Source organism: Pigmentiphaga litoralis, assembly GCF_013408655.1.
GTDB classification, from domain to species: Bacteria; Pseudomonadota; Gammaproteobacteria; order Burkholderiales; family Burkholderiaceae_B; genus Pigmentiphaga; species Pigmentiphaga litoralis_A.
This window is the reverse complement of the sequence record NZ_JACCBP010000001.1, coordinates 1972021-1994858: the sequence shown is the minus strand read 5'-3', so window position 1 is coordinate 1994858 and position 22838 is coordinate 1972021. Positions and strand designations below refer to the sequence as shown.

The 22838-nt window shown below is 65.1% G+C and carries 20 protein-coding genes; 15 read left to right on the top strand and 5 right to left on the bottom strand.

Annotated features, from left to right (window positions below; all coding sequences use genetic code 11):
- Positions 1-36: 36 nt before the first annotated feature.
- The 4 genes from HD883_RS08825 to upp all read right to left on the bottom strand — a co-directional run bounded on the left by HD883_RS08825 (position 37) and on the right by upp (position 3925).
- On the bottom strand, positions 37-1476 hold the full coding sequence (locus HD883_RS08825; protein WP_179586353.1) for an efflux transporter outer membrane subunit: 1440 nt from the start codon (positions 1474-1476) through the stop codon (positions 37-39).
- A 94-nt stretch (positions 1477-1570) separates the two neighbouring features.
- Complete coding sequence (locus HD883_RS08820) at positions 1571-2068, bottom strand: MarR family winged helix-turn-helix transcriptional regulator (protein WP_179586355.1); 498 nt, start codon at positions 2066-2068, stop codon at positions 1571-1573.
- A gap of 155 nt (positions 2069-2223) precedes the next feature.
- Positions 2224-3255, bottom strand: coding sequence for an AI-2E family transporter (locus HD883_RS08815; RefSeq protein WP_179586357.1), 1032 nt, complete (start codon positions 3253-3255; stop codon positions 2224-2226).
- A gap of 19 nt (positions 3256-3274) precedes the next feature.
- Positions 3275-3925, bottom strand: a complete 651-nt coding sequence (gene upp / locus HD883_RS08810) for a uracil phosphoribosyltransferase (RefSeq protein ID WP_179586359.1) — start codon at positions 3923-3925, stop codon at positions 3275-3277.
- Between the two features lie 115 nt (positions 3926-4040).
- On the opposite strand from upp, the gene HD883_RS08805 reads away from it, so the two are divergent.
- The 6 genes from HD883_RS08805 (at position 4041) to HD883_RS08780 (ending at position 12582) form a co-directional block, all read left to right on the top strand.
- Positions 4041-5018, top strand: a complete 978-nt coding sequence (locus HD883_RS08805) for a quinone oxidoreductase family protein (protein WP_179586361.1) — start codon at positions 4041-4043, stop codon at positions 5016-5018.
- A 43-nt stretch (positions 5019-5061) separates the two neighbouring features.
- Positions 5062-5961 (top strand): lipid A hydroxylase LpxO, encoded by a 900-nt coding sequence (gene lpxO / locus HD883_RS08800; protein WP_179586363.1) that lies wholly within the window; start codon positions 5062-5064, stop codon positions 5959-5961.
- A 452-nt stretch (positions 5962-6413) separates the two neighbouring features.
- Complete coding sequence (locus HD883_RS08795; protein ID WP_179586365.1) at positions 6414-7649, top strand: NAD(P)/FAD-dependent oxidoreductase; 1236 nt, start codon at positions 6414-6416, stop codon at positions 7647-7649.
- A 45-nt stretch (positions 7650-7694) separates the two neighbouring features.
- A complete protein-coding gene (locus HD883_RS08790) occupies positions 7695-9794 on the top strand; it encodes a hydantoinase/oxoprolinase family protein (protein ID WP_179586367.1) in 2100 nt (699 codons plus the stop codon).
- The gene (locus HD883_RS08785) at positions 9791-11554 is read left to right on the top strand and encodes a hydantoinase B/oxoprolinase family protein (protein WP_257022091.1); all 1764 of its coding nucleotides are present in this window, start codon (positions 9791-9793) and stop codon (positions 11552-11554) included. Before HD883_RS08790 ends, HD883_RS08785 begins: the two co-directional genes overlap by 4 nt.
- Positions 11555-11589: 35 nt before the next feature.
- Positions 11590-12582, top strand: coding sequence for a tripartite tricarboxylate transporter substrate binding protein (locus tag HD883_RS08780; protein ID WP_179586369.1), 993 nt, complete (start codon positions 11590-11592; stop codon positions 12580-12582).
- A 10-nt stretch (positions 12583-12592) separates the two neighbouring features.
- On the opposite strand, the gene HD883_RS08775 is transcribed toward HD883_RS08780, so the two are convergent.
- Positions 12593-13321 (bottom strand): GntR family transcriptional regulator, encoded by a 729-nt coding sequence (locus tag HD883_RS08775; RefSeq protein ID WP_179586371.1) that lies wholly within the window; start codon positions 13319-13321, stop codon positions 12593-12595.
- 322 nt (positions 13322-13643) lie between these two features.
- Here HD883_RS08775 and HD883_RS08770 point away from each other — a divergent pair, with 322 nt between their 5' ends.
- The 9 genes from HD883_RS08770 to HD883_RS08730 all read left to right on the top strand — a co-directional run bounded on the left by HD883_RS08770 (position 13644) and on the right by HD883_RS08730 (position 22805).
- On the top strand, positions 13644-14957 hold the full coding sequence (locus HD883_RS08770) for an aromatic ring-hydroxylating dioxygenase subunit alpha (RefSeq protein WP_179586373.1): 1314 nt from the start codon (positions 13644-13646) through the stop codon (positions 14955-14957).
- A 12-nt stretch (positions 14958-14969) separates the two neighbouring features.
- The gene (locus HD883_RS08765) at positions 14970-16415 is read left to right on the top strand and encodes a glutamine synthetase family protein (protein ID WP_179586375.1); all 1446 of its coding nucleotides are present in this window, start codon (positions 14970-14972) and stop codon (positions 16413-16415) included.
- Between the two features lie 64 nt (positions 16416-16479).
- Positions 16480-17676, top strand: a complete 1197-nt coding sequence (locus HD883_RS08760; RefSeq protein ID WP_179586377.1) for an ABC transporter substrate-binding protein — start codon at positions 16480-16482, stop codon at positions 17674-17676.
- A gap of 28 nt (positions 17677-17704) precedes the next feature.
- Positions 17705-18568, top strand: coding sequence for a branched-chain amino acid ABC transporter permease (locus tag HD883_RS08755; protein ID WP_179588657.1), 864 nt, complete (start codon positions 17705-17707; stop codon positions 18566-18568).
- Positions 18565-19560, top strand: coding sequence for a branched-chain amino acid ABC transporter permease (locus HD883_RS08750; protein ID WP_179586379.1), 996 nt, complete (start codon positions 18565-18567; stop codon positions 19558-19560). Before HD883_RS08755 ends, HD883_RS08750 begins: the two co-directional genes overlap by 4 nt.
- A complete protein-coding gene (locus HD883_RS08745) occupies positions 19557-20309 on the top strand; it encodes an ABC transporter ATP-binding protein (RefSeq protein ID WP_179586381.1) in 753 nt (250 codons plus the stop codon). The genes HD883_RS08750 and HD883_RS08745 overlap by 4 nt, the downstream gene beginning before the upstream one ends.
- Positions 20306-21010 carry an ABC transporter ATP-binding protein gene (locus tag HD883_RS08740; RefSeq protein ID WP_179586383.1) on the top strand — a complete coding sequence of 235 codons (705 nt, stop codon included), beginning with the start codon at positions 20306-20308 and terminating at the stop codon, positions 21008-21010. The genes HD883_RS08745 and HD883_RS08740 overlap by 4 nt, the downstream gene beginning before the upstream one ends.
- Positions 21011-21183: 173 nt before the next feature.
- Positions 21184-21510, top strand: coding sequence for a helix-turn-helix domain-containing protein (locus HD883_RS08735; RefSeq protein ID WP_179586385.1), 327 nt, complete (start codon positions 21184-21186; stop codon positions 21508-21510).
- Complete coding sequence (locus HD883_RS08730; protein ID WP_179586387.1) at positions 21510-22805, top strand: type II toxin-antitoxin system HipA family toxin; 1296 nt, start codon at positions 21510-21512, stop codon at positions 22803-22805. The genes HD883_RS08735 and HD883_RS08730 overlap by 1 nt, the downstream gene beginning before the upstream one ends.
- Positions 22806-22838 lie beyond the last annotated feature (33 nt).

The following is a 22838-nucleotide window of genomic DNA, read 5'->3' as shown; positions in this document are numbered from 1 at the left end:
ATTGTTGTGATGAGGGCGGTCGTCGTCAGCGCGGGATCAGCGCCTCGTGGCGGCTACCGTGGCCGGGGGCAGGGCGGTCAGGCTGTCGGGCAGCGCCACGCCGCCTCCCAGCGCGCGGGCCAGCGCCACGTCCAGCGTGAAAGCGCGCGCCTGCAGATCGGTATCCAGCCTTTCCTGCGCCAGCACGGTGCTTTGCGCGGTCAGCACCGTCAGGTAGTTGCCCAGCCCTGCCTTGTAGCGTTGCAGCGCCAGGTCGTAGGCCTCTTGGGTGGCCTGCCGCGCCTGTCGCTGTTCGTCGGCCTGGCGGCCCAGCGCGCGGATGGAATCCAGGGTGTCGCTGACTTCATGCACCGCGTCGATCACGGCCTGGTTGTAGCTGGCGATGGCCAGATCGATGTCGGCCTGCCGCCCCTGCAGGTTGGCGTTCAGGCGGCCCCCTTCGAAGATCGGGAGCGTGATCGCCGGGCCGATACCAAAGATGCCGCTGCCGCCTTCCAGCAGCTTGGGAAAGCCGAGCGACGACACCCCGGCAAACGCCGAGATGTTGATGTCCGGGTAGAAGGCGGCCTTGGCTACGTCGACGTTGCGCTGCGCGGCTTCGACACGCCAGCGGGCGGCCACGATTTCGGCCCGGTGACCAACCAGCGACAGCGGCACGTTGGCCGGCGCGGCATATGACGGCGCCGCCAGCGTCACCGGCTGCAGCCCGGCCACCCGGTCCGGACCGGCGCCCAGCAAGGCGGCCAGCTGATTGCGTTGCAGGGCGATGGCTTCATCGACCTGGGCGTTGTCGGCACGGGCCTGCGCCAGCAGCGATTCGGCCTGCTTGACCTCGACGCGCGTGTCGATGCCATTGCGGAAACGTTGCTGGGTCAGATCGAACACCCCGCCGCGCTGCTTGATCGCGTCTTCCAGCACCGCGTGCTGCGCGAACAGACGCTGCAGGTTGAAGTAGGACGCCGCTACCGAACTCATCAACACATTGCGGGCGGCGTGGGTTTCGGCTTCGGCCGCGCGCGATTCGGACAGCGCGGCTTTCAGCGCCGACCCGTTGCGATTCCAGAAGTCGAAGTCGTAGCTCAGGTTCAGGGCCAGGCGCGCGTCCGTGCGGATCGTGCCCCCCAGCGGCGGCGGCACGATGCCGTTTTCGGTATAGCGCTGGCGCGTCGCGGTGGCCGTGGCATTGGCCTGCGGGTACAGCGCGGCGTTGGCCGAACTGGCGTTGGCACTAGCGCGCGCCAGGCGGGCCTGCGCAGTCACCAGACTCGGGCTGCCGGTCACGGCATCGGCGATCAGCGCATTCAGCTGGGGATCGTTATAACGCTGCCACCATTGCTGGTCGGGCCACTGCATGGCCGGCGTGTCCTGCGCCCCCAGGGTCGCGACGTCGAGCGGACGGCGGGTGCTGCCGTTCGGGTCCATATGCGCGCAAGCGGCCAGGGCGATGACCAGCGGCGCAAGCAAGAAGGTTTTCATGGCGTAGTCTTACAGGAAGCTGAATATTGTTGTTTAGTCTGTAACTGCCTAGGCAGTCATTTGTTCGAAACACAAGCCTTGCGGCTGGCCACTGTCAGGCGGCGGGGCTTTCCCCATTGGCGATCATCCGCCGCAGGAAACCCTTGAACTGGTCGATGTCGTCCGCAGCAAAGCCGCGCGTCAGGCGTTCCATGACCGCTTCAAGCAGCTCCGGAATCTGGATGGCGACTTGCCTTCCTTCCGGCGTCAGTTCCAGCTTGATGACGCGCCGGTCTTCCACACTGCGCACCCGCCGCACCAGGCCCTTGCTTTCCAGCCGGTCCAGCATGCGGGTGACGGCGCCGGTATCCACACAGGCCTGGCGCGCCAGGTCGGCCGCGGTATCGCCCATGCCCATCGCGAGCATGATCAATGGCCGCCACTGCATGGCGGTCAGATCGATGGCGGTCATTTCGGCATCGACCGCGCGCTGCAACAGCACGTGGGCCTGCTTGACCAGGTAGCCAACGCTGTCGTCAGGGTTGTAGCGGCTGAGCGATTGACGCAACTGGGCGTCGTCGTCGAGAGGGGGAGTGGAGGATTGCTTGACCATGCCTGGCATTATTGTTGTCTAGGCAGTGATTGTCAATGCAGTTGCTGCCACGCCAATGGTTTTCAGGTGCCTGTCAGGTTCAGGTGCCCGACGAGCCGGTTCGGCGGGTTCGCCAGCACCGACAGCACGTGCAGCACCCGCAGGCTTTTTCTTGCCTACACCAGCTGCCGCCGCGCCAGTTCGCTTTTCAGGTAGGCGTAGTAGATCGGCGCGGCCACGAGTCCGGGCACGCCAAAAGCCGCTTCCAGCACCAGCATGGCCAGCAGGATTTCCCAGGAACTGGCCTGGATGCGCGCGCCGACGATCCTGGCATTCAGGAAATATTCGAGCTTGTGGATCAGGATCAGGAACACCAGCGCCGCGATGCCGACCGACAGCGAGACCGAGATGCCGACCAGCACGATCAGGGTGTTCGAGATCAGGTTGCCCACGACGGGCAGCAGGCCCACCACGAACGTCACCAGCACCAGTGTCTTGCTGAGCGGCAGCTTGACGCCGAACAGCGGCAAGGCCACCAGCAGAAACAGGGCGGTGAACGCCGTGTTCAGCAGCGAGATGCGCACCTGCGCAAACACCACGCGCTGGAACGCATTGCTCAGAAGTTCGGCGCGGCCGCCCAGTTCCAGCGCCAGCGGCTTGCGGACATGGCCCGGCTGAGTCTGCTGCAAGGCAATCATGGCGCCGAGCACCATCCCGATCAACAGATGGACAAAGGCGGTAATGGCGCCCTTGCCTGCGACCTGCAGTTGCTGGGTGTGCTCGGTCACCCAGTCGGTCACGGCAGCGCGGATCTCGGCCGGGTTGTCGGGCAGGTAGTCCACCACAAAGCCTGGCAGCTGCAACCGCGCCTGCGCGATGATGGCCGTCAGCCGGTCATACAGCATCGGCAGCCGCGCGGCTTCGCTGCGCATGAACGCCACGCCCGCCAGCACGGCGGCTGTCAGCAGGCCGATGATGACGGCCGCCAGGAAGGCCACCGCGATCAGCCGGGCGCGTTCGTCCGAAAACCGGCGCTGCATCAACGGCGCCAGCGTGTGCACCAGCTGATAGACCAGCAGTCCGGCCAGCAGCGCCAGCAGCAGGTGCAGATACAGGATCCCGATCAGGCCGATGGCCATGATCGCCCAACTGGCGAACAGACACAGCTGTGGGGTGTCGAAACGGCGCGCCTGCGGGCTGGGGATCATGAAGGGGGTGTGTCGTGGATCAGTGCTTGGTGCCGAACAGGCGGTCGCCGGCATCGCCCAGGCCAGGCACGATGTAGGCGTTTTCGTCCAGGTGGTCGTCCAGCGCCGCAATGTAGATCGGCACATCGGGGTGCAGGTCGCAATAGACCTTCATGCCTTCGGGGGACGCGACCAGCGCCAGGAACAGGATGTCGCAGGCGGGCACGCCGCGTTTCTTCAGCACGTCGACGGCGTGGGCGGCCGAGTAGCCCGTGCCTATCATCGGGTCGCACAGAATGAAGGTGCGGCCTTCCAGTTCGGGCAGGCGCACCAGGTATTCGACTGGCCGCAAGTCGGCGTCGCGGTACAGGCCGATGTGGCCGATGCGCGCCGACGGCACCAGATCCAGCAGGCCGTCGGCCATGCCGATACCCGCACGGAGCACCGGCACCACCGCCAGCTTCTTGCCGGCGATCACCGGGGCGTCCATGGTGGTCATGGGCGTTTCGACCTGGCGGGTGGTGAGCGGCAGATTGCGCGTCACGTCATAGCCCATCAACAGGGTCAGCTCGCGCAGCAACTGGCGAAACGTCCGGGTAGACGTCTCTTTGTCACGCATCAACGTGAGTTTGTGCTGGATCAACGGGTGATCGAGGATGAACATGTTCGGGAAGCGGGGATCTGTCTTCATAACGTACCTTGCAATACTCGCTGGGCGGCCCGCATCCGGTCGATGCCGGGCCGGCATTCACGGGGATTGTATGCGTGCGTTTAGAATCGCAGGTATCCAATTCAAGGAGTGACTCATGCCCAAGGCAATTCGTATCGACGCGTACGGTGGCCCCGAAGTACTCAAGCTGGTCGAGGTCGATGTTCCCAAGCCGGAAGCTGGCGAGGTCCGTATCCGTCAACATGCCGTGGGCCTGAACTTCATCGACATCTATTACCGTACGGGTCTGTACAAGGGCTCGCTGCCATCGGGTCTGGGCTTCGAAGGCGCCGGCGTGGTGGATGCGGTGGGTCCGCGCGTCAGGCATCTGAAGGTCGGCGACCGGGTGGCCTACGGCCAGAGCCCGCTGGGCGCCTACGCCGAAGTGCGCAACGTGCCGGCCGCGCAGGTCGTCAAGCTGCCCGATGGCATCAGTTTCGAAGAAGGCGCGGCCATCATGCTCAAGGGCCTGACCGCGCAATACCTGTTCCGTCAGACCTACCGCCTGCAAGGCAACGAGACGATCCTGTTCCACGCGGCTGCCGGCGGCGTGGGCCTGATCGCCTGCCAGTGGGCCAAGGCGCTGGGCGTCAAGATGATCGGTACGGCGTCCACCCCGGAAAAGGCGGCGTTGGCCAAGGCCAATGGCGCGTGGGCCGTGATCGACTACAGCAAGGAAAACGTGGCCGAGCGCGTGCTGGAACTGACCAAGGGCAAGAAAGTGCCGGTGGTCTATGACGGCGTGGGCAAGGACACCTGGGAAACCTCGCTGGACTGCCTGCAGCAGCGCGGCCTGATGGTCAGCTTCGGCAATGCGTCGGGGCCGGTCACGGGCGTGAACCTGGGTATCCTTGCGCAGAAGGGATCGCTGTTCGTGACCCGGCCGATGGTCGGCCACCACGTCAACACCCTGGAAAAGATGCAGGCCGCCGCTGACGACCTGTTCGCGCTGGTGCTGGCCAGGAAGATCAAGGTCCGCATCGAACAGCGGTTCCGCCTGGAAAACATTGGCGAGGCGCACGAAGCGCTCGCCACAAGAAAAACGACGGGTTCGACGGTGCTGACGCTGGACTGAGGGTCCTCAGTCTGCCGCCACCTCGCCCGCAAAGGACGTCACCATGAAATGGGTCATCATCGCGCTCTATCTCGGCTGCATTGCCTACGTGCATTTGCGCGGCCGGGTGCGACTGCGTTTCTTCCGCCAGCTGTTCGATCATTCGTCGATCGTCGCGCCGATCAACGTGTTCATGTACATGTTTTCGCGCGTGCCGGCCATTCCGTACATTCCGGCCGACCGTCTGCCGGCGCTCAAGGCGCTGGATGACAACTGGGAAATCATCCGTGACGAAGCCGTCAATCTGCGCGAGGCGCAGCGCATTCGCGCCGCCGCCAAGAACAATGACGCGGGCTTCAATTCCTTCTTCAAGTCGGGCTGGAAACGGTTCTACCTGAAGTGGTACGAGGCCGAGCATCCGTCGGCGGGCGAATTCTGCCCCAAGACGGTGGAAATCCTGCGCGGGATTCCCGAGGTGAAGGCGGCCATGTTTGCCGAACTGCCGCCGGGCGCGACCCTGAACAAGCATCGCGATCCGTTCGCCGGATCGCTGCGGTATCACCTGGGCCTGGAAACGCCGAATGATGACCGCTGCTTTATCGAGGTCGATGGCCAGCGCTACAGCTGGCGCGATGGCGAAAGCGTGGTGTTCGACGAGACCTTCATCCACTGGGCGCAGAACGGGTCCGACAAGGACCGCATCATCCTGTTCTGCGACGTGGAACGGCCGCTCAAGACACGCTGGGCGCAAGCCTTTAACCACTGGTTCGGCCGCAAGGTCATGACAGCAGCCAGCTCGCCAAACGAAGACGGGGACAAGACCGGCCTGATCAACAAGCTGTTCTACGTGGTGTGGGTGGGCGGCCAGTATCGGCGCAAGTTGAAGAACTGGAACCGCACGGTGTATCACCTGACGAAGGCCGCGCTGATTGTGGGTGTGGTGGCGCTGATCATCGTGATCTGATCTGGCAGTCAGTTTTCTTGGGCAGGACAAGAAGGGTCGCCTCGCGCGGCCCTTTTTTTACGTCTGCGCGTGCACCATGGCGGCACGTCTGGTTTGCACTGCGATGGGGCGGGGCTTGCTGGCCTGTTGGAAGGTCAGTGTGTGCGTGAACACGGCTTCAACCCTGCGCTGGCCAAAACTGGATCCAATCCGGACAAATCATGGCGATGTTGCAAAATTTAGTTGGATGACGGGGTAGGCCCTAAGCCCGCGAAAAGTGCCGTGTCATCAGGACTTTATGGCGCTGAACGGGCGTCAGCGCGGCGCGTCACGGCCTATTGACACCCCGGACGTTCTCCCGAATAGTGGATCGCAACCTGGCGGACTGAATTCAGTTTTGTCAGTTCTGGATCCACTTTGGTGCGGTGTGCCGACTGTCGTGCACTACGCCCGCGCACGTGTCGGGAATGTCCATGCATGTTGTAGTTATCGGAACCGGGATCGTTGGCGTCTGCACAGCAGCCTGGCTGCAGCGCGACGGCCACCAGGTCACCTTCCTGGATCCGCGCGAGGCGGGCGAAGCCTGTTCCTTCGGCAATGCCGGATCCCTGTCGCCCAGCGCCTGCCTGCCCGTCGGCATGCCGGGCATGTGGAAAAAGGTGCCGGGCTGGCTGCTGGATCCGCTGGGGCCGTTGACGGTTCGCGGCACCTATCTGCCTGCGGCCATGCCCTGGCTGCTGCGCTTCTTGCGGCATTCCAGCCCGGCTGAAGTCGTCCGGATCGCCACCGCCATGCGCAATCTGCTGGCGCCCATCTTCGACAATTACGGCCCCCTGTTGGCGCACGCCAACGCGCAGGGACTGGTGCGCCGGTCGGGCTGTCTGTACGTGTATTCGGGACGCGAGATCGCGCGGCAGTGGCAGTGGGGCATGGACCTGCGGCGCCGCCTGGGCGTCGAGATGCGGGACGTGGCGCAAGACGAACTGGAAACGCTGGAACCCGACCTGCGCGGCAAATTCCGCTTCGGCATCCTGGCGCCCGAAAACGGGTCCACGCTGGATCCGTCGGAACTGGTCAAGGCTTTGTATGCGCAGTGCATACGCGACGGCGCAAGCAAGGTGTCCGACCTGGCGACCGGTTTCGTGCGGCGGGGCGATACGGTGACGGGCGTCCGGCTGGCAGAGGGCGACGTGCTGGATTGCGATGGCGTCGTGATTGCGGCCGGGGCATGGTCAGGGTCGCTGACTCGCATGCTGGGCACACGCATCCCGCTGGAGACGCAGCGCGGCTACCACGTGACCGTCAACAGCTCGAATCTTCAGCTGAAGCACACGGTCATGGCGGTCGAACACAACATGATGGTCAACCCGATGGCCAAGGGCTTGCGGCTGGCCGGGTCGGTTGAATTCGCGGGGCTCAAGGCGCCGCCCGACTATCGCCGGTCCGCCGTGCTGCTGTCGCGGGGCAAGGACATGTTCCCGCATCTGGACGCCAGCCGCAGCACCGAGTGGATGGGCCATCGGCCGTGCCTTCCGGACAGCATGCCGGTGATTGATCGCGCACCGCGTGTGTCAAATGTCTGGCTGGGATTTGGCCACGGCCATGTGGGCATGTGCGGCGGGGCAACCACCGGGCGCGAGCTGGCGAACCTGGTGGCAGGGCGGCCGACCGGCGTGGACCTGTCGCCGTTTTCTGCGGCGCGGTTCTAGATGGACGGCATCGCTGTGAGAGAGGATGGGGTGGACGTCTCCGCGATGTCCGGGGCGCTCCGGGCCGACGCCTCTGGCTGGGAAGTCGCGGTCGATGTCGGCGGCACCTTCGTTGACGTGATCGCCGTGTCGCCCGACGGTGTCGTGCACGCGTCCAAACACGCACGGCGCGGCGCGGCGCCGGCCGAGGCTGTGCTGGCTGCGGTGGATACGGTGGCTTCCGTGCAGGGCTTTCGGGGCGCCGACGTGACCCGATGGTTGCACGGGACAACGATCGCCACGAACCTGCTGCTCGAACAAGATGCCGCGCCGGTCGGCGTGCTGGTGCCACGCGGATTCGCCGATGTGCTGACCCTGGGCCGCCAGAGCCGCCGCGATCTGTACGCAAGCCATGTCGGCGTGCAGACTCCGGTTGATCTGATGCCCGAAGACTTGCGGGTCGAGATCGACGGCAGGCTTGGTGCGGATGGCAGAGAGGTCGAACCACTGACCCGGTCGTCGGTCGTTGACGCCCTGTCCGCGCTGCACGCCGCCGGGGTGCGCAGCGTGGCGATCTGCCTGCTGTTCTCCCACTGCAATCCGGCGCATGAACGCCAGGTGGCCGCATGGTGCGCCGAGTGGTCGCCAGCCTTGCAGGTGTCCTTGTCGAGCGACGTGGACCCGCGCCCCCGCGAATTCGAACGCTGGCTGACCACGGCCATGGACGCCTACGTTAAGCCGGGCGTGTCGGCTTACCTGCAGGCGTTGAAGGCCGGCCTGGCGCAGCGCGGCTACCCGGCGCCCTGGGTCATGCGGTCATTCGGCGGCATTGCGCCCGTCGATGATTGCGCGGCCTTGCCGATCGCGTTGGCCATGTCCGGACCGGCGGCGGCAGTCAATGGCGTCGCGCGCATGATCGATCCCGCCACGGCCGCGTCGGCGGCGATCAGTATCGACATTGGTGGCACCAGCTCGGATCTGAGCCTGCTCGAGCAAGGCGCCGCGCGCTACACGCAAGCCTTGGCGGTCGGCCACCTGGACCTGCGCGTGCGGTCGCTGGACATCGTTTCCATCCCCTTGGGGGGTGGCAGCATCGTGCGCGTGAACGCGGCCGGTGCGTTGCGGATCGGTCCGGATTCGGCCGGCGCGCGGCCGGGTCCGGCGGCCTATGCGCAAGGCGGAACGCTGGCGACGGTGACCGATTGCCTGGTCGTGCTCGGTCTGTTGCCCGAACGGCTGGCCAGCGGCCTGATGCTCGATCGCGGCAAGGCCGAGGCGGCGGTCAACGACAGTGTGGCGGCGCCTTTGGGACTGTCGATCACGGCTGCGGCGGCAGCCGCCCTGGCCGTGGCCAATGCGTCGCTTGCCGAAGCCATCAAACGCACGGCCTTTGCGGCCGGCGTGAATCCGCGCGAGGTGACCCTGGTTGCCGCGGGCGGAGGCGGGGGCCTGCACGTGGCCGAGGCCGCCGCCCTGGTCGGTGCGCGGCGTGTGGTCGTGCCACCCCTGCCCGGCGTGGCCGCTGCCTACGGCCTGCTGCGCAGTCCGCGCATTGCGATGAAAGAGGCGGCAATGTCGGGTGTGCTGGATGACGAGGACGTGCTGCCTGCCGTCGAAGCGTTGTTGCGGGAGCTGACGGCCGCCTTGCCCGCGGGCAGCGCCGCGGGTCACTCGGAACGCGTCGTCGACAGCTTTATCGACGTGGGGTATCTGGGCCAGGAGTTCGCACTGGAAGTCGCGTACACGCCGGGCGTGGATACGGCGGCCACCTTGGCGGCGCGCTTTGATCACGTGCACACGCGCGTGCGCGGCCAGGCGTTTTCTGGCGGGCATCGGGTGCATGCGGTGCGTGCCGTGGCACGATGGGCGCCGGCGGCCAGATCGTTGACGTTGACAACGAAGGCGCATGCCGGCAGGGCGTCGGGCAACTCGTTGATATCGTCAACTGGACTGCCTCGCGCAGAAGGAAGCCCTGTGTCAGATACCCTGTCGCTGCAACTGCCAGGCGTGCCGTCCTGCGCCGTGTTCGCGCGCGCGGCACTCGCCGCGCACGACACCGGCATCGGCCCGGCGCTTGTCACTGCCCTGGACACGACTATCTGGATTCCGCCGTCGTGGCGATGGACCGTCGATGACGACGGCGTGCTGATCCTGGAGGCACCATGAATACCAAGGTGTCCATGCCGTCAGCCCACGCCATCACCGCAGGCGATGCCGCGTCTATCGGCAGCGTGCCGTCCCTTGACCGCGCTGCAGCCGTCATCGACCCGGCCTCCCTCGAAATCCTGCGCATGCAGCTCGAAGGCATCGCCGACCGCATGCAGGACGCGCTGGTGCGATCGGCCATTTCGTCCATCGCTCGCGAAGGCATGGACTGCGCCGCCGCCATCTTCCTGCCTGACGGCCGGGTGATCGCGCAGGCGCGTTCGCTGCCCCTGCTGCTTGGCAGCATGATCCCGGCCGTCGCGGGCATTCTGAACGCCTTTCCCCTGCAGTGCATGCGTGACGGCGACGCGTTGTTGATGAATGATCCGTGGTCAGGCGGCACGCATTTGCCGGACATGGTCATGATCAAGCCTGTCATGCTGGACGGGGCGGTCGTCGCGCTGACTGCCGCCATCCTGCATCACCAGGACATCGGCGGCAGCACGCCGGGTTCCTTGCCGCCGGATGCCACCGATGTGTTCGTGGAAGGCCTGCGCCTGCCGCCAGTGCGGTGGCGGCAAGGTGGCCAGATCGATCCCGGCCTGCGCGCCGTACTGGCTGCCAACAGCCGCACGCCTGACAACTTGCTGGGCGATCTGGATGCGCAATGGGCCGCGATCTCATTGGGCGAGCGTGAGGTGCAGGAGCTGGCGCGCGCACAGGGCGGGGTGTTTGCGCCGGGCTGCGATGCACTGATCCAGCAGGCCGAACGAATGACTCGGGCCGCCCTGGCGGCCTTGCCGGACGGCGTATTCACGCGCGCTGACCGGCTCGACGCACGCGGTACCCCGCCGGGCAAGCTGCCCATTCATGCAGCCGGTAACTCGCTCGGCAACGCACCGGGCGACGCATCCAGCCATGCGCCCGGCCACACCCCCGGCAACACCCCCGGCCACACCCCCGGCGTCACCCTCCACGTCACCCTGACCAAAACCGGCGATCGCCTGCACATCGACTTTACGGGATCGTCCCCGCAGGCCGCGGCTCCCATCAACGCACCGCCCGCCGCCATCCTGGCCGCGCTGTTCTTCTTCATGCGAACGCTCGCACCCGATGCCCCCAGCAACCAGGGCTGCCTGATGGCGGCCGACTGGGTGCTGCCCCAAGGGTCGATCGTCAACCCGCGTTTTCCGGCGGCAGTCAACGCGCGCACGGCCACGGTCAAGCTCGCCTGCAACACGCTGCTGGCGGCGTGGGCCAAGGCCGACCCGGCGCGTGCGTCCGCGCCCAATTCCGGGGTCGCGGTGGTGATGGCGGTGGGCGGCAAAGACGCCGCGGGCCGCCCGTATTTCTTTACCGAGATCATTGCGGGCGGCGCGGGCGCGGGTCCGGCCGGCGCGGGCGCCAGTGGCATCTCCACCGATGTGGGCAATGGCAAGAACCTGCCGGTCGAAATGCTGGAGAGCCAGGCGCCGCTGCGCCTTGAAACCTATCGCCGCCGCCGCGGATCGGGGGGCGCAGGGCGCCATGCCGGTGGCGACGGCGTGGTGCGCACCTACCTGCTGCTGGAAGGCGAGGCCACGGTGTCGTACCGCGGCGAGCGGCACGACGCCGGCGCGCCTGGTGCGCAGGGTGGAGCCGCCGGTGCGCCGTCGCGCGCCCAGGTCGTCCGCCGTGACGGCAGCATCGAGCCGCTGGCATCGAAGACACGATTCATTTGGCGCGCTGGCGATCGGCTCACGATCGAAACGGCGGGCGGTGGCGGCTGGGGTGCGCCATGACCGATTTCCGACGCATGTTTGTCCTGGAGGGTGGTATGAAAGTCGTGTTGTCTTTGCTCTGTGGTTCCCTGGCGATCGCCGCGTCCGGTACTGCGCAGGCGCAGGCTCCGGCCGGTGCCGGCGCCAACGCTTTTCCCAACAAGATGGTGCGCATCGTCGTGCCGTTTCCGCCGGGGGGCAGCACCGACGTGCTGGCCCGCAAGCTGGCGGACGCCATGACGCAAGACTTTGGCCAGTCCGTGATCGTGGAGAACCGGCCCGGTGCGGGCGGCACGGTGGGGTCGGCCTTCGTGGCCCGTGCGCCGGCCGACGGCTACACGCTGTTGATGGGGGTGACCGGGTCGCACGCGGTCAGCTACAGCCTGTATGCCAAGCCAAGCTACGACCCGGTCAAGGACTTTGCGCCGATCTCGATGATCGTCAATTCGCCCTTGATGCTCGTCAAGAATGCGAACGTGCCGGCGCGTACCGTGCCCGACTATGTGGCCTACGCCAAGAGCCGTCCCGCCCAAGTCACCTATGGGTCCCCCGGCAATGGCACGTCCATGCATCTGACCGGTGAAATGTTCGCGCTCGCCACGGGTTCGCAGTTGCTGCACGTGCCTTACAAGGGCAGTGCGCCGGCCTTGAATGACCTGCTGGGCGGCCAGCTCGATTCCATGTTTGGTGACCTGCTGGTGGTACAGCAGTTCGTGAAGTCCGGAAAGATCCAGGCGATTGCCGTGACGTCGCAGCAGCGCCACCCCATGTTCCCTGACGTGCCGACGGTGGCCGAATCGGGCGTGCCGGGCTTCGAGGCCTTGTCATGGCAAGGCCTGTTCGCGCCGGCCGGGACGCCACCCGAGGTCGTCAGTGCACTGAACGCCGAAGTCACCAAGGTGCTGGACCGGCCCGAGATGAAAACCTTCTTTTCGTCGCAGGGATTTATCGTCACGCCAAGTTCGCCCGATGCCTTCAAGACCTTCGTCGCCGCCGAGGTCAAGAAGTGGGCCGCGATCGTGAAGGCCGCGGGCGTGCCGGTGGAGTAGGGCAGACGCGTCAGTGATGCCCGAACATCAATCGCATCGCCGGCAGGAACTGCGCCGCGGTTTCGGGCTGTTCAAGGGCGTGGTCCAGATTCATCTGCGCCACGCTCACGTGTTCCTGCATCAGCGCCTGCGCCCGCGCGCCTTCGCCTTTTTCCATCACGTGCACCAGGGTGTGGTGCTGCAGATGCGCGTACACCATCCACTGCTGGCGTTCGTTGTCGGCGTTCTGCATCGGCAGCATGGTGCTGGGCGCCGCGAAGGGCAGGCGGTTGTTCATGTCGATGGCGCGGGCCAGCGCCGAGTTGCCGGCAGCGTCCACGATCAGCTGATGGAACCGGTCGTTCATGGCGCCGTACAGCGCATAGTCGTCATAGTTCATGCCGGACTTGCTCAAGGCCCGGTCGCCATCGCGCAGGCAGCTGCGCAAGTCCAGCGACAGCTGACGCGACACGCCATGCTCGGCCACCAGCCGCGCCGCCATGCCTTCCAGGTGGCCGCGTACGGCGATCGAATCGGCGATTTCGCGGGGTGTGAAGCGCCGCATCATGTAGCCATTGGTAGGCGACGGTTCGATCAAGCCTTCCTGCTCCAGCGCGGCAAGCGCCAGCCGGACGGGCGTGCGCGATACGCCCAGTTTTTCGGCCAGCGGGACCTCGGCAAGCCGCTCGCCCGGCGCAAATTCGCCCTTCAGGATCAGGTCGCGAAGCTGCACGAGAACGCGGGTCTGTTGTGATTCCACAGGGGTCTCCAGAGGGGCGGGGGCAAGGAACACAGGCATTGTAGCGCCGTGCACAAAGCTGGATCCAGTTTGGTGCGGATCGCACCGAATCGGGCAGACAGCGGCTTCAGGCACTACGACGGTGACAGGTGTCCAGAATGGCAGTTATACCCAGGTATATCAAGCGTTTAGGTGCTTGAAACAGCGTTCCTGAAGGGCGTCCAATTACGCGCCCGGAAAAACCTGTTTACTTCTCTGGATCCAGGATTTAGGATGCTGCATGCATTCACGGACCGCACCCTTTACGCGTGTGCCCAGGTCCCCCGGCAAGGAGCTTTCAACCATGATGACCGCAGCCCAGAACGAACGTCTTACCCGGGTCGGCCCGGGCACTCCCGGTGGCGCTTTGCTGCGTCAATACTGGCAACCCGTCGCCCTGCTGGACGAACTGGAAGGCGACCGCCCCATCAAGCCGGTCAAGCTGCTGGGCCAGGACTTCATCGTGTTTCGCGACGACACCGGCCGCTACGGCATGCTGGACCGGGACTGTCCGCACCGCAATGCCGACCTCGCCTTTGGCCGCCTGGAAGATGGCGGCGTGCGCTGCCTGTTCCATGGCTGGCTGTTCGATGTGAATGGCAACTGCATTGAAACGCCGGCCGAACCCGAAGGCAGCAAGCTCTGTACACGCGTCAAGCAAGGCGCTTATCCCGTGGTGGAAAAGGGCGGCATGCTGTTCGCCTACATCGGTGGCGGCGAGGCGCCTGCGTTTCCGGCGTTCGATTGTTTCATTGCCCCCGACGCGTACACCTTTGCGTTCAAGGGCTTCCTGGATTGCAACTGGCTGCAGGCGCTCGAGGTCGGCATCGACCCGGCCCACGCGTCCTATCTGCACCGCTTCTTTGAAGACGGCGACACTGAAGCCAGCTACGGCAAGCAGTTCCGCGGCGCGTCGGCCGACTCGGCCATGCCCATCACCAAGGTGCTGCGTGAATACGACCGCCCAGAAATCAAGATCGACGCGGTCGACTACGGCCTGCGGCTGACGGCATTGCGCAAGCTGCCCGACGACCAGACCCACGTGCGCGTGACCAACCTGGTCTTCCCGCAAGCCTTCATCATTCCGATGAGTTCGGAAATGACGATCGCGCAGTGGCACGTGCCGCTCGATGACGGCAGCTGCTACTGGTACGCCATCTTCACCAGCTTTGGCGCACCCGTGAACAAGCAGCAGATGCGCGACCAGCGCCTGGCCTTGTACACGCTGCCCGACTACATGCCCCGCGTGGGCCGCTTCAACAATTACGGCTACGACAGCGCCGAACAGCGCGCGCATACCTACACCGGCATGGGACACGACATCAACGTGCATGACCAGTGGGCCGTCGAATCGCAAGGCAAGATCCAGGACCGCACGCGTGAACACCTGGGGTCGACCGACAAGGGCATTGTGGCGTACCGCCGCCTGCTGGCCGATGCCATCGACGCAGCCGAAGCCGGCCAGACACCGCTGATGGTGGTGAATGCCGAACAGGCGTCGGCCATGACCGGCCCGCCATCGATCGACGGCGTGGGGCCTGGCGACACCTGGGGCAATTACTGGAAAGACGCCGACCGCAAGCGCCGCGATGCGTCGGAATGGGCATCGAAAGTCTGATCGGAGTCTCCCATGTCATTCGTTGAGCAATTCGGACTCTGGTCGGCGGTGCAGTCCGCCGCGGCCCGCGACGTCGTCAGTGCACTGGAAAGCGGCAGCATCGACACCGTGCGCTTTTCCTTTCCCGACCAGCACGGCATCCTTCGCGGCAAGACCCTGGTCGCACAGGAAGCCATCAAGGCCTTGCGCAGTGGCGTGACCATCACGACCACCATGTTCGCGAAGGACACGTCGCACCGTACCGTGTTTCCGGTGTTTTCGACCGGCGGCGGTTTCAGCCGGCCCGAAATGCAGGGCGCGGCCGACGTGCTGATGGTGGCCGACCCCACCACGTTCAAGGTTCTGCCGTGGGCGCCCGGCACCGGATGGCTGCTGTGCGATACGTATTTCCAGACGGGCGAGCCTGTCCCGTTCGACACGCGCCAGCTGTTTCGCCGCACGCTCAAAGGCGTGACCGATGCGGGTTATCGACTGATCACCGGGCTGGAAGTCGAATGCCATGTGTTCAAGGTGACGCAGCATCATATGCAGCCGCAAGACGCCGGCCAGCCGGGCCAGCCCGGCGTGCCGCCCGACGTGGAACTGTTGTCGCACGGTTATCAGTACCTGACCGAGCTGCGCTACGACAGCATGGACGATGTCATGCAGCTGGTGCGCACCACGGCGCAGCAACTGGGCCTGCCGCTGCGATCGCTGGAAGTCGAATTCGGCCCCAGCCAGTTCGAATTCACCTTTGCGCCTGATGATGCGCTGGCCACGGCCGACGCCATGATCCTGTTCCGCAGCGCGGTCAAGCAGGTGTGCCGCCGCCACGGCTATCACGCCACCTTCATGTGCCGCCCCAAGATCCCCAACGTGGTGTCGAGCGGCTGGCATCTGCATCAGTCGCTGGTGCGCACGTCGGACGGCGTCAACGCCTTCATGCCGACTACGGAAGGCGAACAGCTGTCGGATATCGGCAAGCAGTACCTGGCCGGTCTGCTCGCCCATGCTTGCGGCGCGACTGCGTTGTCGACACCCACCCTGAACGGCTACAAGCGCTATCGCCCGTATTCGCTGGCGCCCGATCGCGCGATCTGGGGCCGCGACAACCGCGGCGCCATGTTGCGGGTGCTGGGCGGCGTCGGCGACAAGGCCAGCCGCATCGAAAACCGCATCGGCGAACCCGCTGCCAATCCCTACCTGTACTTTGCGTCGCAGGCCATTTCGGGGCTGGACGGCTTGCGGCGCAAGCTGGATCCCGGTCCGTCGGCCGACATGCCGTACGAAACCGAAGCGCCCATCCTGCCGCGGTCGCTGGGCGAAGCGCTCGATTGCCTGCGCGCCGACGAAGGTCTGGTGGAAGGCCTGGGCGCCGGCTTTGTCGACTACTTCTGCCACATCAAGGAAGCCGAAATCGCACGCTTCCAGCTGGAAGTGAGCGACTGGGAACAACGCGAATACTTCGACACCTTCTGAACGTTTTATCCCTGATACTCGACACCCCTTCGCCGCAAGGCGGAACCTTTGCAATGGAGCTGATATGGTGATCAAGAGCAAGCTGGCAATGGCGCTGGCATGTGCATCCGCTGTGGGATTTGGCGCGGCCAGCGTGACGGCGCACGCCGCGGACGACACGCTGCGCATCGGTGTCATCGCATCGTATTCCGGCCCGTATGCCGACTACGGCAAGCAGTTCGACAACGGCATCGCCATCTGGCTGAAGGAACACGGCGGCAAGCTTGCCGGCCGCAAGGTCGAGATCATCAAGAAGGACACGGCGGGCGCCGCGCCCGACCTGGCCAAACGCTTCGCGCAAGAACTGGTGGTGCGCAACAAGGTCAACTTCCTGGCCGGCATCGACTTCAGCCCCAACGCGTATGCGGTGGGCGCCGTGGCGGCCGAAGCCAAGATCCCGACCATCGTCATGAACGCCGCGTCGTCGGCCATCACGACCCGGTCGCCTTACGTGGCGCGCACGTCCTTCACGGTGCAGCAGGTGTCCGCACCGATGGCGCAGTGGGCGCTCAAGAACGGCATCAAAGAGGTCTATACCGTCGTGGCCGATTACGCGTCGGGTGTCGATGCCGAAAGCGCCTTCAAGAAGGCGTTTACGGCAGGCGGAGGCAAGATCGTGAACTCGGTCCGCACGCCCATGAACAACCCCGACTTTTCGGCCTACGTCCAGCGCATCAAGGACGACAAGCCGCAAGCGGTGTTCATCTTCTTCCCGTCGGGTGTCCAGCCGCCTGCCTTCCTGAAAGCCTTCAAGGAACGCGGCCTGGAAGAAGCCGGCATCAAGCTGATCGCCACGGGCGAAGCGACCGATGACAGCTATCTGGACGCGACCGGCGACGTCGCCCTGGGCCTCGTCACCAGCCACCATTACTCGTACGCCCATGCGTCCCCCAAGAACCAGAAGTTCATCAAGGACTTCAGCACGCAGTTCGGCGACAAGCTGCGCCCGAGCTACTTTGCCGTGGCCGCGTACGACGGGATGGCCGCGCTCGACGCCGCCCTGGCCAAGACCAAGGGCGATGTGAATGGCGATAAGGTCATGGAAGCCCTCAAGGGCGTGTCGTTCGAAAGCCCGCGCGGCCCGATCGCCATCGACCCGGCCACGCGCGACATCGTGCAGACCGTCTACATCCGCCGTGTCGAGAAGGTGAACGGCAAGCTGGTGAACGTCGAGTTCGATCAGTTCGAAAAGGTCAAAGACCCCGAGAAAGAAGCCCCTTGAACCGGTTGATGTCGGAGCGTAGACGATGATGTCGGTCGGATTGGGCATCCTGTTCGACGGACTGGCCTATGGGATGCTGCTGTTCCTGATCAGCATCGGGCTGTCCGTCACGATGGGGTTGATGGGGTTCGTGAATCTGGCCCACGGCGCCTTCGCCATGTTTGGCGGCTATCTGGCCACCGTGCTGATGCAGCAGGCAGGGTGGCCGTTCCTGGCGACCCTGCCGGCGGCCTTCGTGGTCGTCGCGCTGGCCAGCGTGCTGGTCGAACGGGTGCTGTACCGGCGCCTGTACCGGCGGGGGCCGCTGGACCAGGTGCTGTTCACCATCGGCCTGACCTTCATGGCCGTGGCCGGCATCACCTGGATCTTCGGCCCCAGCCAGCAGCCCGTGGTGCTGCCGGATTTCCTGCAAGGCCAGACCCGGGTCATGGGCCTGGACTTCGGCATCTATCGCCTGTTCCTGATCGCCGTGGGCGTGGCGGTGACGGCGGCGGTGGTACTGGGCATCGAACGCACGCGCTTCGGCGCCATGGTGCGCGCGGCCGTGGACAACCCGATCATGGCGACCGGTCTGGGCATCAACGTCGGTGGCGTTTTTGCCGTCGCGTTCGCGCTTGGCAGTGGCCTGGCCGGGCTGGGCGGCGCGCTGGGGATCCAGATCCTGGGCCTTGATCCCAGCTTTCCGCTCAAGTACCTGGTCTTCTTCCTGATCGTGGTGTCGGTGGGCGGATTGGGCTCCGTCAGCGGCACGCTGCTGGCCGCCTGTCTGGTCGGCGTTTTCGACGTGTTTGGCAAGTACTACCTGCCGCAAGTCGGCGCCTTCATCATTTACGCCGTGATGGTCGGACTGCTCATGTGGCGACCGAACGGCTTGCTGGGGAAACGTGCATGAGGACGATGTCCACACCCGGCGCGGCCCCGGGGTGGCTGCGCCGCCGCGGCTGGGAAATCGTGCTGTGGCTGGCGCTGCCCGCGCTGGTGTTCCTGCTCTTTCCGAGCTATCTGGTGCTGGCCAGCCAGGTGTCGGCGGCGGCGCTGTTTGCGTTGTCGCTGGACCTGCTGATCGGCTATGCGGGCCTGCTGTCCTTGGGCCACGCCGCATTCTTTGGCGTGGGCGCCTACACGGCCGGTCTGCTGTCGACGCACGGCTGGACCGAGCCTTTCAGCGGCCTGGCCGCCGCCGGTCTGGTCGCAGGCGTGCTTGGCTTTCTGACCGGCTTTGTCGTGGTGCGGGTGCGGCATCTGGCGCAGCTGATGGTCACCTTGGGCATTGGTCTGTTGATCTTCGAAGGTGCAAGCCGACTGCGCGATGTGACCGGTGGCGATGACGGCCTGCAAGGCATGGTCATCGCGCCGCTGTTCGGTCTCTTTCCCTTCGATCTCTATGGACACACCGCGTTCGCCTACGCCTTTGGTGTGCTGCTGGCCTGTTTCATCGTGTTGACGCGCATCATCGATTCGCCGTTTGGCCTCGCCTTGCAGGGTCTGCGCGACAACCCGCAACGCATGGCGGCCATCGGCACGCCGGGCAGTGCGCGCCTGCGCAAGGCCTATACGATCGCCGCCATCTTTGCGGGCATCGCGGGCGGCCTGCTGGCGCAGACCACGCAGTTCGTCGCCCTGGAAACGCTCAGCTTCACCTTGTCGGCCGAAGTGCTGATCATGCTGGTGCTCGGCGGTGCCGGTCATCGGTATGGCGGATTGGTGGGCGCCGCGGTATTCATGATCGCGCGCGACATGCTGTCCGACATCAATCCCGAATACTGGCAGCTTGGCATCGGCGGCGTCATGGTGCTGGTGGTGCTGTTCGCGCCGGGCGGCGTGCTCGGTGGACTGCGAGGACTGAGGGAGTGGGGCGGAGCGTCAAAGGAGGTCCGGCCATGACCCTCGCGCTGCAGACCTCCGGCCTCACCAAGTCCTTTGGATCTCTGAAGGTCACCCAGTCCGTCGACTTTGCGCTGCCCGCGGGCGCACGCCATGCCCTGATCGGCCCGAACGGCGCCGGCAAGACGACCTTCATCAACCTGCTGACCGGCGCGTTGCCCGCGTCGGCCGGGCGCATCGATCTGCTGGGTGAAGACATTACGTCCTTGCGCCCTGACCAGCGCGTCAAGCGCGGTCTGGTGCGTACCTTCCAGATCAACTCGCTTTTCCCGCAACTGACGCCGCACCAGTCCGTCACCCTGGCCATTTGCGAACGCGATGGCGTCACCGGGCAATGGTGGCGGCGCACGGGCGCCTACACCGCCGCGCTGGATGAAGCGTCCGCCATCCTGGCGCAGTTGCGATTGACGGCGGTCGCGCACACGCCCACCCGCATGCTGCCCTATGGCCAGCAACGCATTCTTGAAGTCGCCGTCTCGCTGGCGTTGCGGCCGCGCGTGCTGCTGCTGGACGAACCGGCCGCCGGTATCCCGTCATCCGAAAGCGCCGAACTGTTCGAGGTCATCGGCAACCTGCCCGCCGACATGGCGCTGCTTTTCATCGAACACGACATGCATCTGGTTTTCCGTTTTGCCACCCGCATCACGGTGCTGGTTGCCGGCGCCGTCATGGCCGAAGGCACGCCCGAAGACATTTCGGCGAACCCCGACGTCAAGACGGTCTACCTGGGCAAAGGAGGCCGGCGATGAGCACCGCACTGTTGGAGTTCGACCGGATCAGCGCCGGCTACGACCGCGCCACGATTCTTGAAAACCTGAGCCTGACCGTGCATGAAGGCGAGAGCCTGGCGCTGCTGGGCCGCAATGGCGTCGGCAAGACCACGCTCATCTCCACCATCATGGGCGCCACCGTCATGCGCGGCGGGGCCGTGCGCTGGCGCGGCGCGGACCTGGCCCGCGTCGCGCCGCATCGCCGTGCCGGCCTGGGCATCGGCTGGGTTGCGCAGGAACGCTGGATCTTCCCGTCATTGACCGTGAAGGAAAACCTGCTGACCACCGCCCGGGGCGGCGCCTGGACCCTGGACCGGATCCACCAATTGTTCCCCCGCATCAAGGAACGCGAGCACAACCTGGGCAACCAGTTGTCGGGCGGCGAACAGCAGATGCTCGCCATTGCCCGCGCGCTAATGCTAGATCCCAAGCTGCTCCTGCTCGACGAGCCCCTGGAAGGCCTGGCCCCCGTCATTGTCGACGAGCTGGTGTCCGCCATCACCGCCATGTGCGCTACCGGCGACATGACGGTGATCCTGGTCGAACAGCACGCCCACGTGGCGCTGGGCCTGACGAAAAAAGCCGTGGTGATGGACCGGGGCCGCATCGTGTTCGAAGGCGACAGCGCCGGCCTGCTGGACGACGATGGACAATTGGAGCGGTTGATTGGACTGGGATGATGGAGCTTATTAATGTTCTGTTGAGAACACTTAAGTTGTTTAAGAGATCTCGTTGGAACGTTTAAAGTGTGGAGCTTGGGTTTCAGCTAGAATGGTGCGCATAGCAAGTGCCGGTCGCGTGCAAGGTTCACTGCACGCCATTCACCTGCGATCCGTCCCCAGGATTCAGCACCATGGAACTTCCCCTTCCCGCACCCGTTGAACGCGCCCTGCGCAAACTTGGCGGGGACATCTCGCTGGCCCGCCGCCGTCGCCATATTTCGCAAGCGTCGTTAGCCGAACGTATGGGCGCATCGGTCTCTACCGTGCGCCGAATGGAGCAGGGCGATCCCCGCGTGCCAATTCACTTTTTTGCGCGGGCACTTCACGTGTTCGGGGAAATCCGTGCGCTGGAGGATGTGCTGGACACGCCCAACGACGACATCGGTTTGACGCTGATGGACGAGCAGGTACCCAAGCGCGTGCGACGCACGGCAGGTCATCGATCAGGCGCTTTGTGATGAGCAGCGCCACGGCTGCCCTCCGTCGCCAAGTGCAGGTCTGCCTTGGCAAGGCCGACGCGTCGCTGGGGACCCTGACCTACGTCAGGCAAGGCCGGCGCGAACACTGCGCCTTCGCATACGACTCCGCCTGGTTGGCGAATACCGCCGGATTCAGCATATCGGCGGATCTTGCGTGGGTACCGGGTCACCAAGCGCACAAGGCGGCGTCGGCCCATGATTCCACCTTCCACGGCGCCTTTGCGGACACCGCGCCCGATGCCTGGGGGCGCCGTGTGATCGCTCGTGATCATGCCAAGCGTCGTCAACACGACGCCAGTCTGCCAGCGTTGACCGAACTCGATTACCTGCTTGCTGTCGACGATTTCAGTCGCGTCGGCGCATTGCGTTTGCATGATGGCGACCACGCTTGGCACCGCTCGGTACCCCAGGGCCGCCGCAATACACCACCGCTAATTGATCTTGGATCCATCTTCGAAGCCAGTCGCGCCGTCGAGCGTGGCCAGGAGACTGCTGAAGACCTTCGCTACCTTCAGGGAAAAGGAACGTCGCTGGGCGGGATGCGGCCCAAATGCACTGTCGTGGACGAAGACGGCTTTCTGGCCATCGGCAAGTTCCCGAGCGTCAACGACACGCGCAGCGTCACTAGGGGTGAAGTGCTTGCCCTCAAACTCGCGCATCAGGCCGGTATCGACGCAGCGGCCGCACGCGTCGTGACCTTGGCCGACGTACCGGTGGCGGTCATTCGCCGCTTTGACCGGGACGCCGATGACGCGCGCATTCCTTACCAGTCGGCAGCCTCGATGTTGCAGGCCTCGCGTGAGGACGAACGCAGCTACACCGAGATTGCCGATGCGATTCGCTCGGTGGGTTACGCGCCTGCAGAGGATGTCCGGCAGCTCTGGCGCCGAATGCTGTTCAACCTGTTGATTACCAACGTCGATGACCACCTGCAGAATCATGGCTTCCTGCATCGGGATCGTGGCCTTTGGCGAATGGCACCCGCATTTGATGTGAACCCGTTCCCCGATAAGGAGCGAGAGTCCAAGACCTGGCTGTCCGAACAAGACGGCCCCGTGACCGATGTAGCCGTCTTGTTGGCCCGCGCGCCTTACTTCGGCCTGGACGACACCCAAGCGTTGAAGGTCATCGCCGAGGTGGTCTCGGCGGTGAAGGGCTGGCGACAGATTGCCTGCAGTCGAGACGTAGGCTTGCGTGCGAGCGAACTCGACGATTTCGCCCCGGCCTTTGAACACCCGCAGAGGGTAGCCGCCGAGGCGTTGCTGCGGCGCTGACAGTCTGTCATTCTGGACAAAAAGCAAAAAACC

Coding starts and splice junctions, on each gene's coding strand:
- HD883_RS08825 (WP_179586353.1), bottom strand. CDS start 1,476: ATGAAAACCTTCTTGCTTGCGCCGCTGGTCATCGCCCTGGCCGCTTGC.
- HD883_RS08820 (WP_179586355.1), bottom strand. CDS start 2,068: ATGGTCAAGCAATCCTCCACTCCCCCTCTCGACGACGACGCCCAGTTG.
- HD883_RS08815 (WP_179586357.1), bottom strand. CDS start 3,255: ATGATCCCCAGCCCGCAGGCGCGCCGTTTCGACACCCCACAGCTGTGT.
- upp (WP_179586359.1), bottom strand. CDS start 3,925: ATGAAGACAGATCCCCGCTTCCCGAACATGTTCATCCTCGATCACCCG.
- HD883_RS08805 (WP_179586361.1), top strand. CDS start 4,041: ATGCCCAAGGCAATTCGTATCGACGCGTACGGTGGCCCCGAAGTACTC.
- lpxO (WP_179586363.1), top strand. CDS start 5,062: ATGAAATGGGTCATCATCGCGCTCTATCTCGGCTGCATTGCCTACGTG.
- HD883_RS08795 (WP_179586365.1), top strand. CDS start 6,414: ATGCATGTTGTAGTTATCGGAACCGGGATCGTTGGCGTCTGCACAGCA.
- HD883_RS08790 (WP_179586367.1), top strand. CDS start 7,695: ATGTCCGGGGCGCTCCGGGCCGACGCCTCTGGCTGGGAAGTCGCGGTC.
- HD883_RS08785 (WP_257022091.1), top strand. CDS start 9,791: ATGAATACCAAGGTGTCCATGCCGTCAGCCCACGCCATCACCGCAGGC.
- HD883_RS08780 (WP_179586369.1), top strand. CDS start 11,590: ATGAAAGTCGTGTTGTCTTTGCTCTGTGGTTCCCTGGCGATCGCCGCG.
- HD883_RS08770 (WP_179586373.1), top strand. CDS start 13,644: ATGATGACCGCAGCCCAGAACGAACGTCTTACCCGGGTCGGCCCGGGC.
- HD883_RS08765 (WP_179586375.1), top strand. CDS start 14,970: ATGTCATTCGTTGAGCAATTCGGACTCTGGTCGGCGGTGCAGTCCGCC.
- HD883_RS08760 (WP_179586377.1), top strand. CDS start 16,480: ATGGTGATCAAGAGCAAGCTGGCAATGGCGCTGGCATGTGCATCCGCT.
- HD883_RS08755 (WP_179588657.1), top strand. CDS start 17,705: ATGTCGGTCGGATTGGGCATCCTGTTCGACGGACTGGCCTATGGGATG.
- HD883_RS08750 (WP_179586379.1), top strand. CDS start 18,565: ATGAGGACGATGTCCACACCCGGCGCGGCCCCGGGGTGGCTGCGCCGC.
- HD883_RS08745 (WP_179586381.1), top strand. CDS start 19,557: ATGACCCTCGCGCTGCAGACCTCCGGCCTCACCAAGTCCTTTGGATCT.
- HD883_RS08740 (WP_179586383.1), top strand. CDS start 20,306: ATGAGCACCGCACTGTTGGAGTTCGACCGGATCAGCGCCGGCTACGAC.
- HD883_RS08735 (WP_179586385.1), top strand. CDS start 21,184: ATGGAACTTCCCCTTCCCGCACCCGTTGAACGCGCCCTGCGCAAACTT.
- HD883_RS08730 (WP_179586387.1), top strand. CDS start 21,510: ATGAGCAGCGCCACGGCTGCCCTCCGTCGCCAAGTGCAGGTCTGCCTT.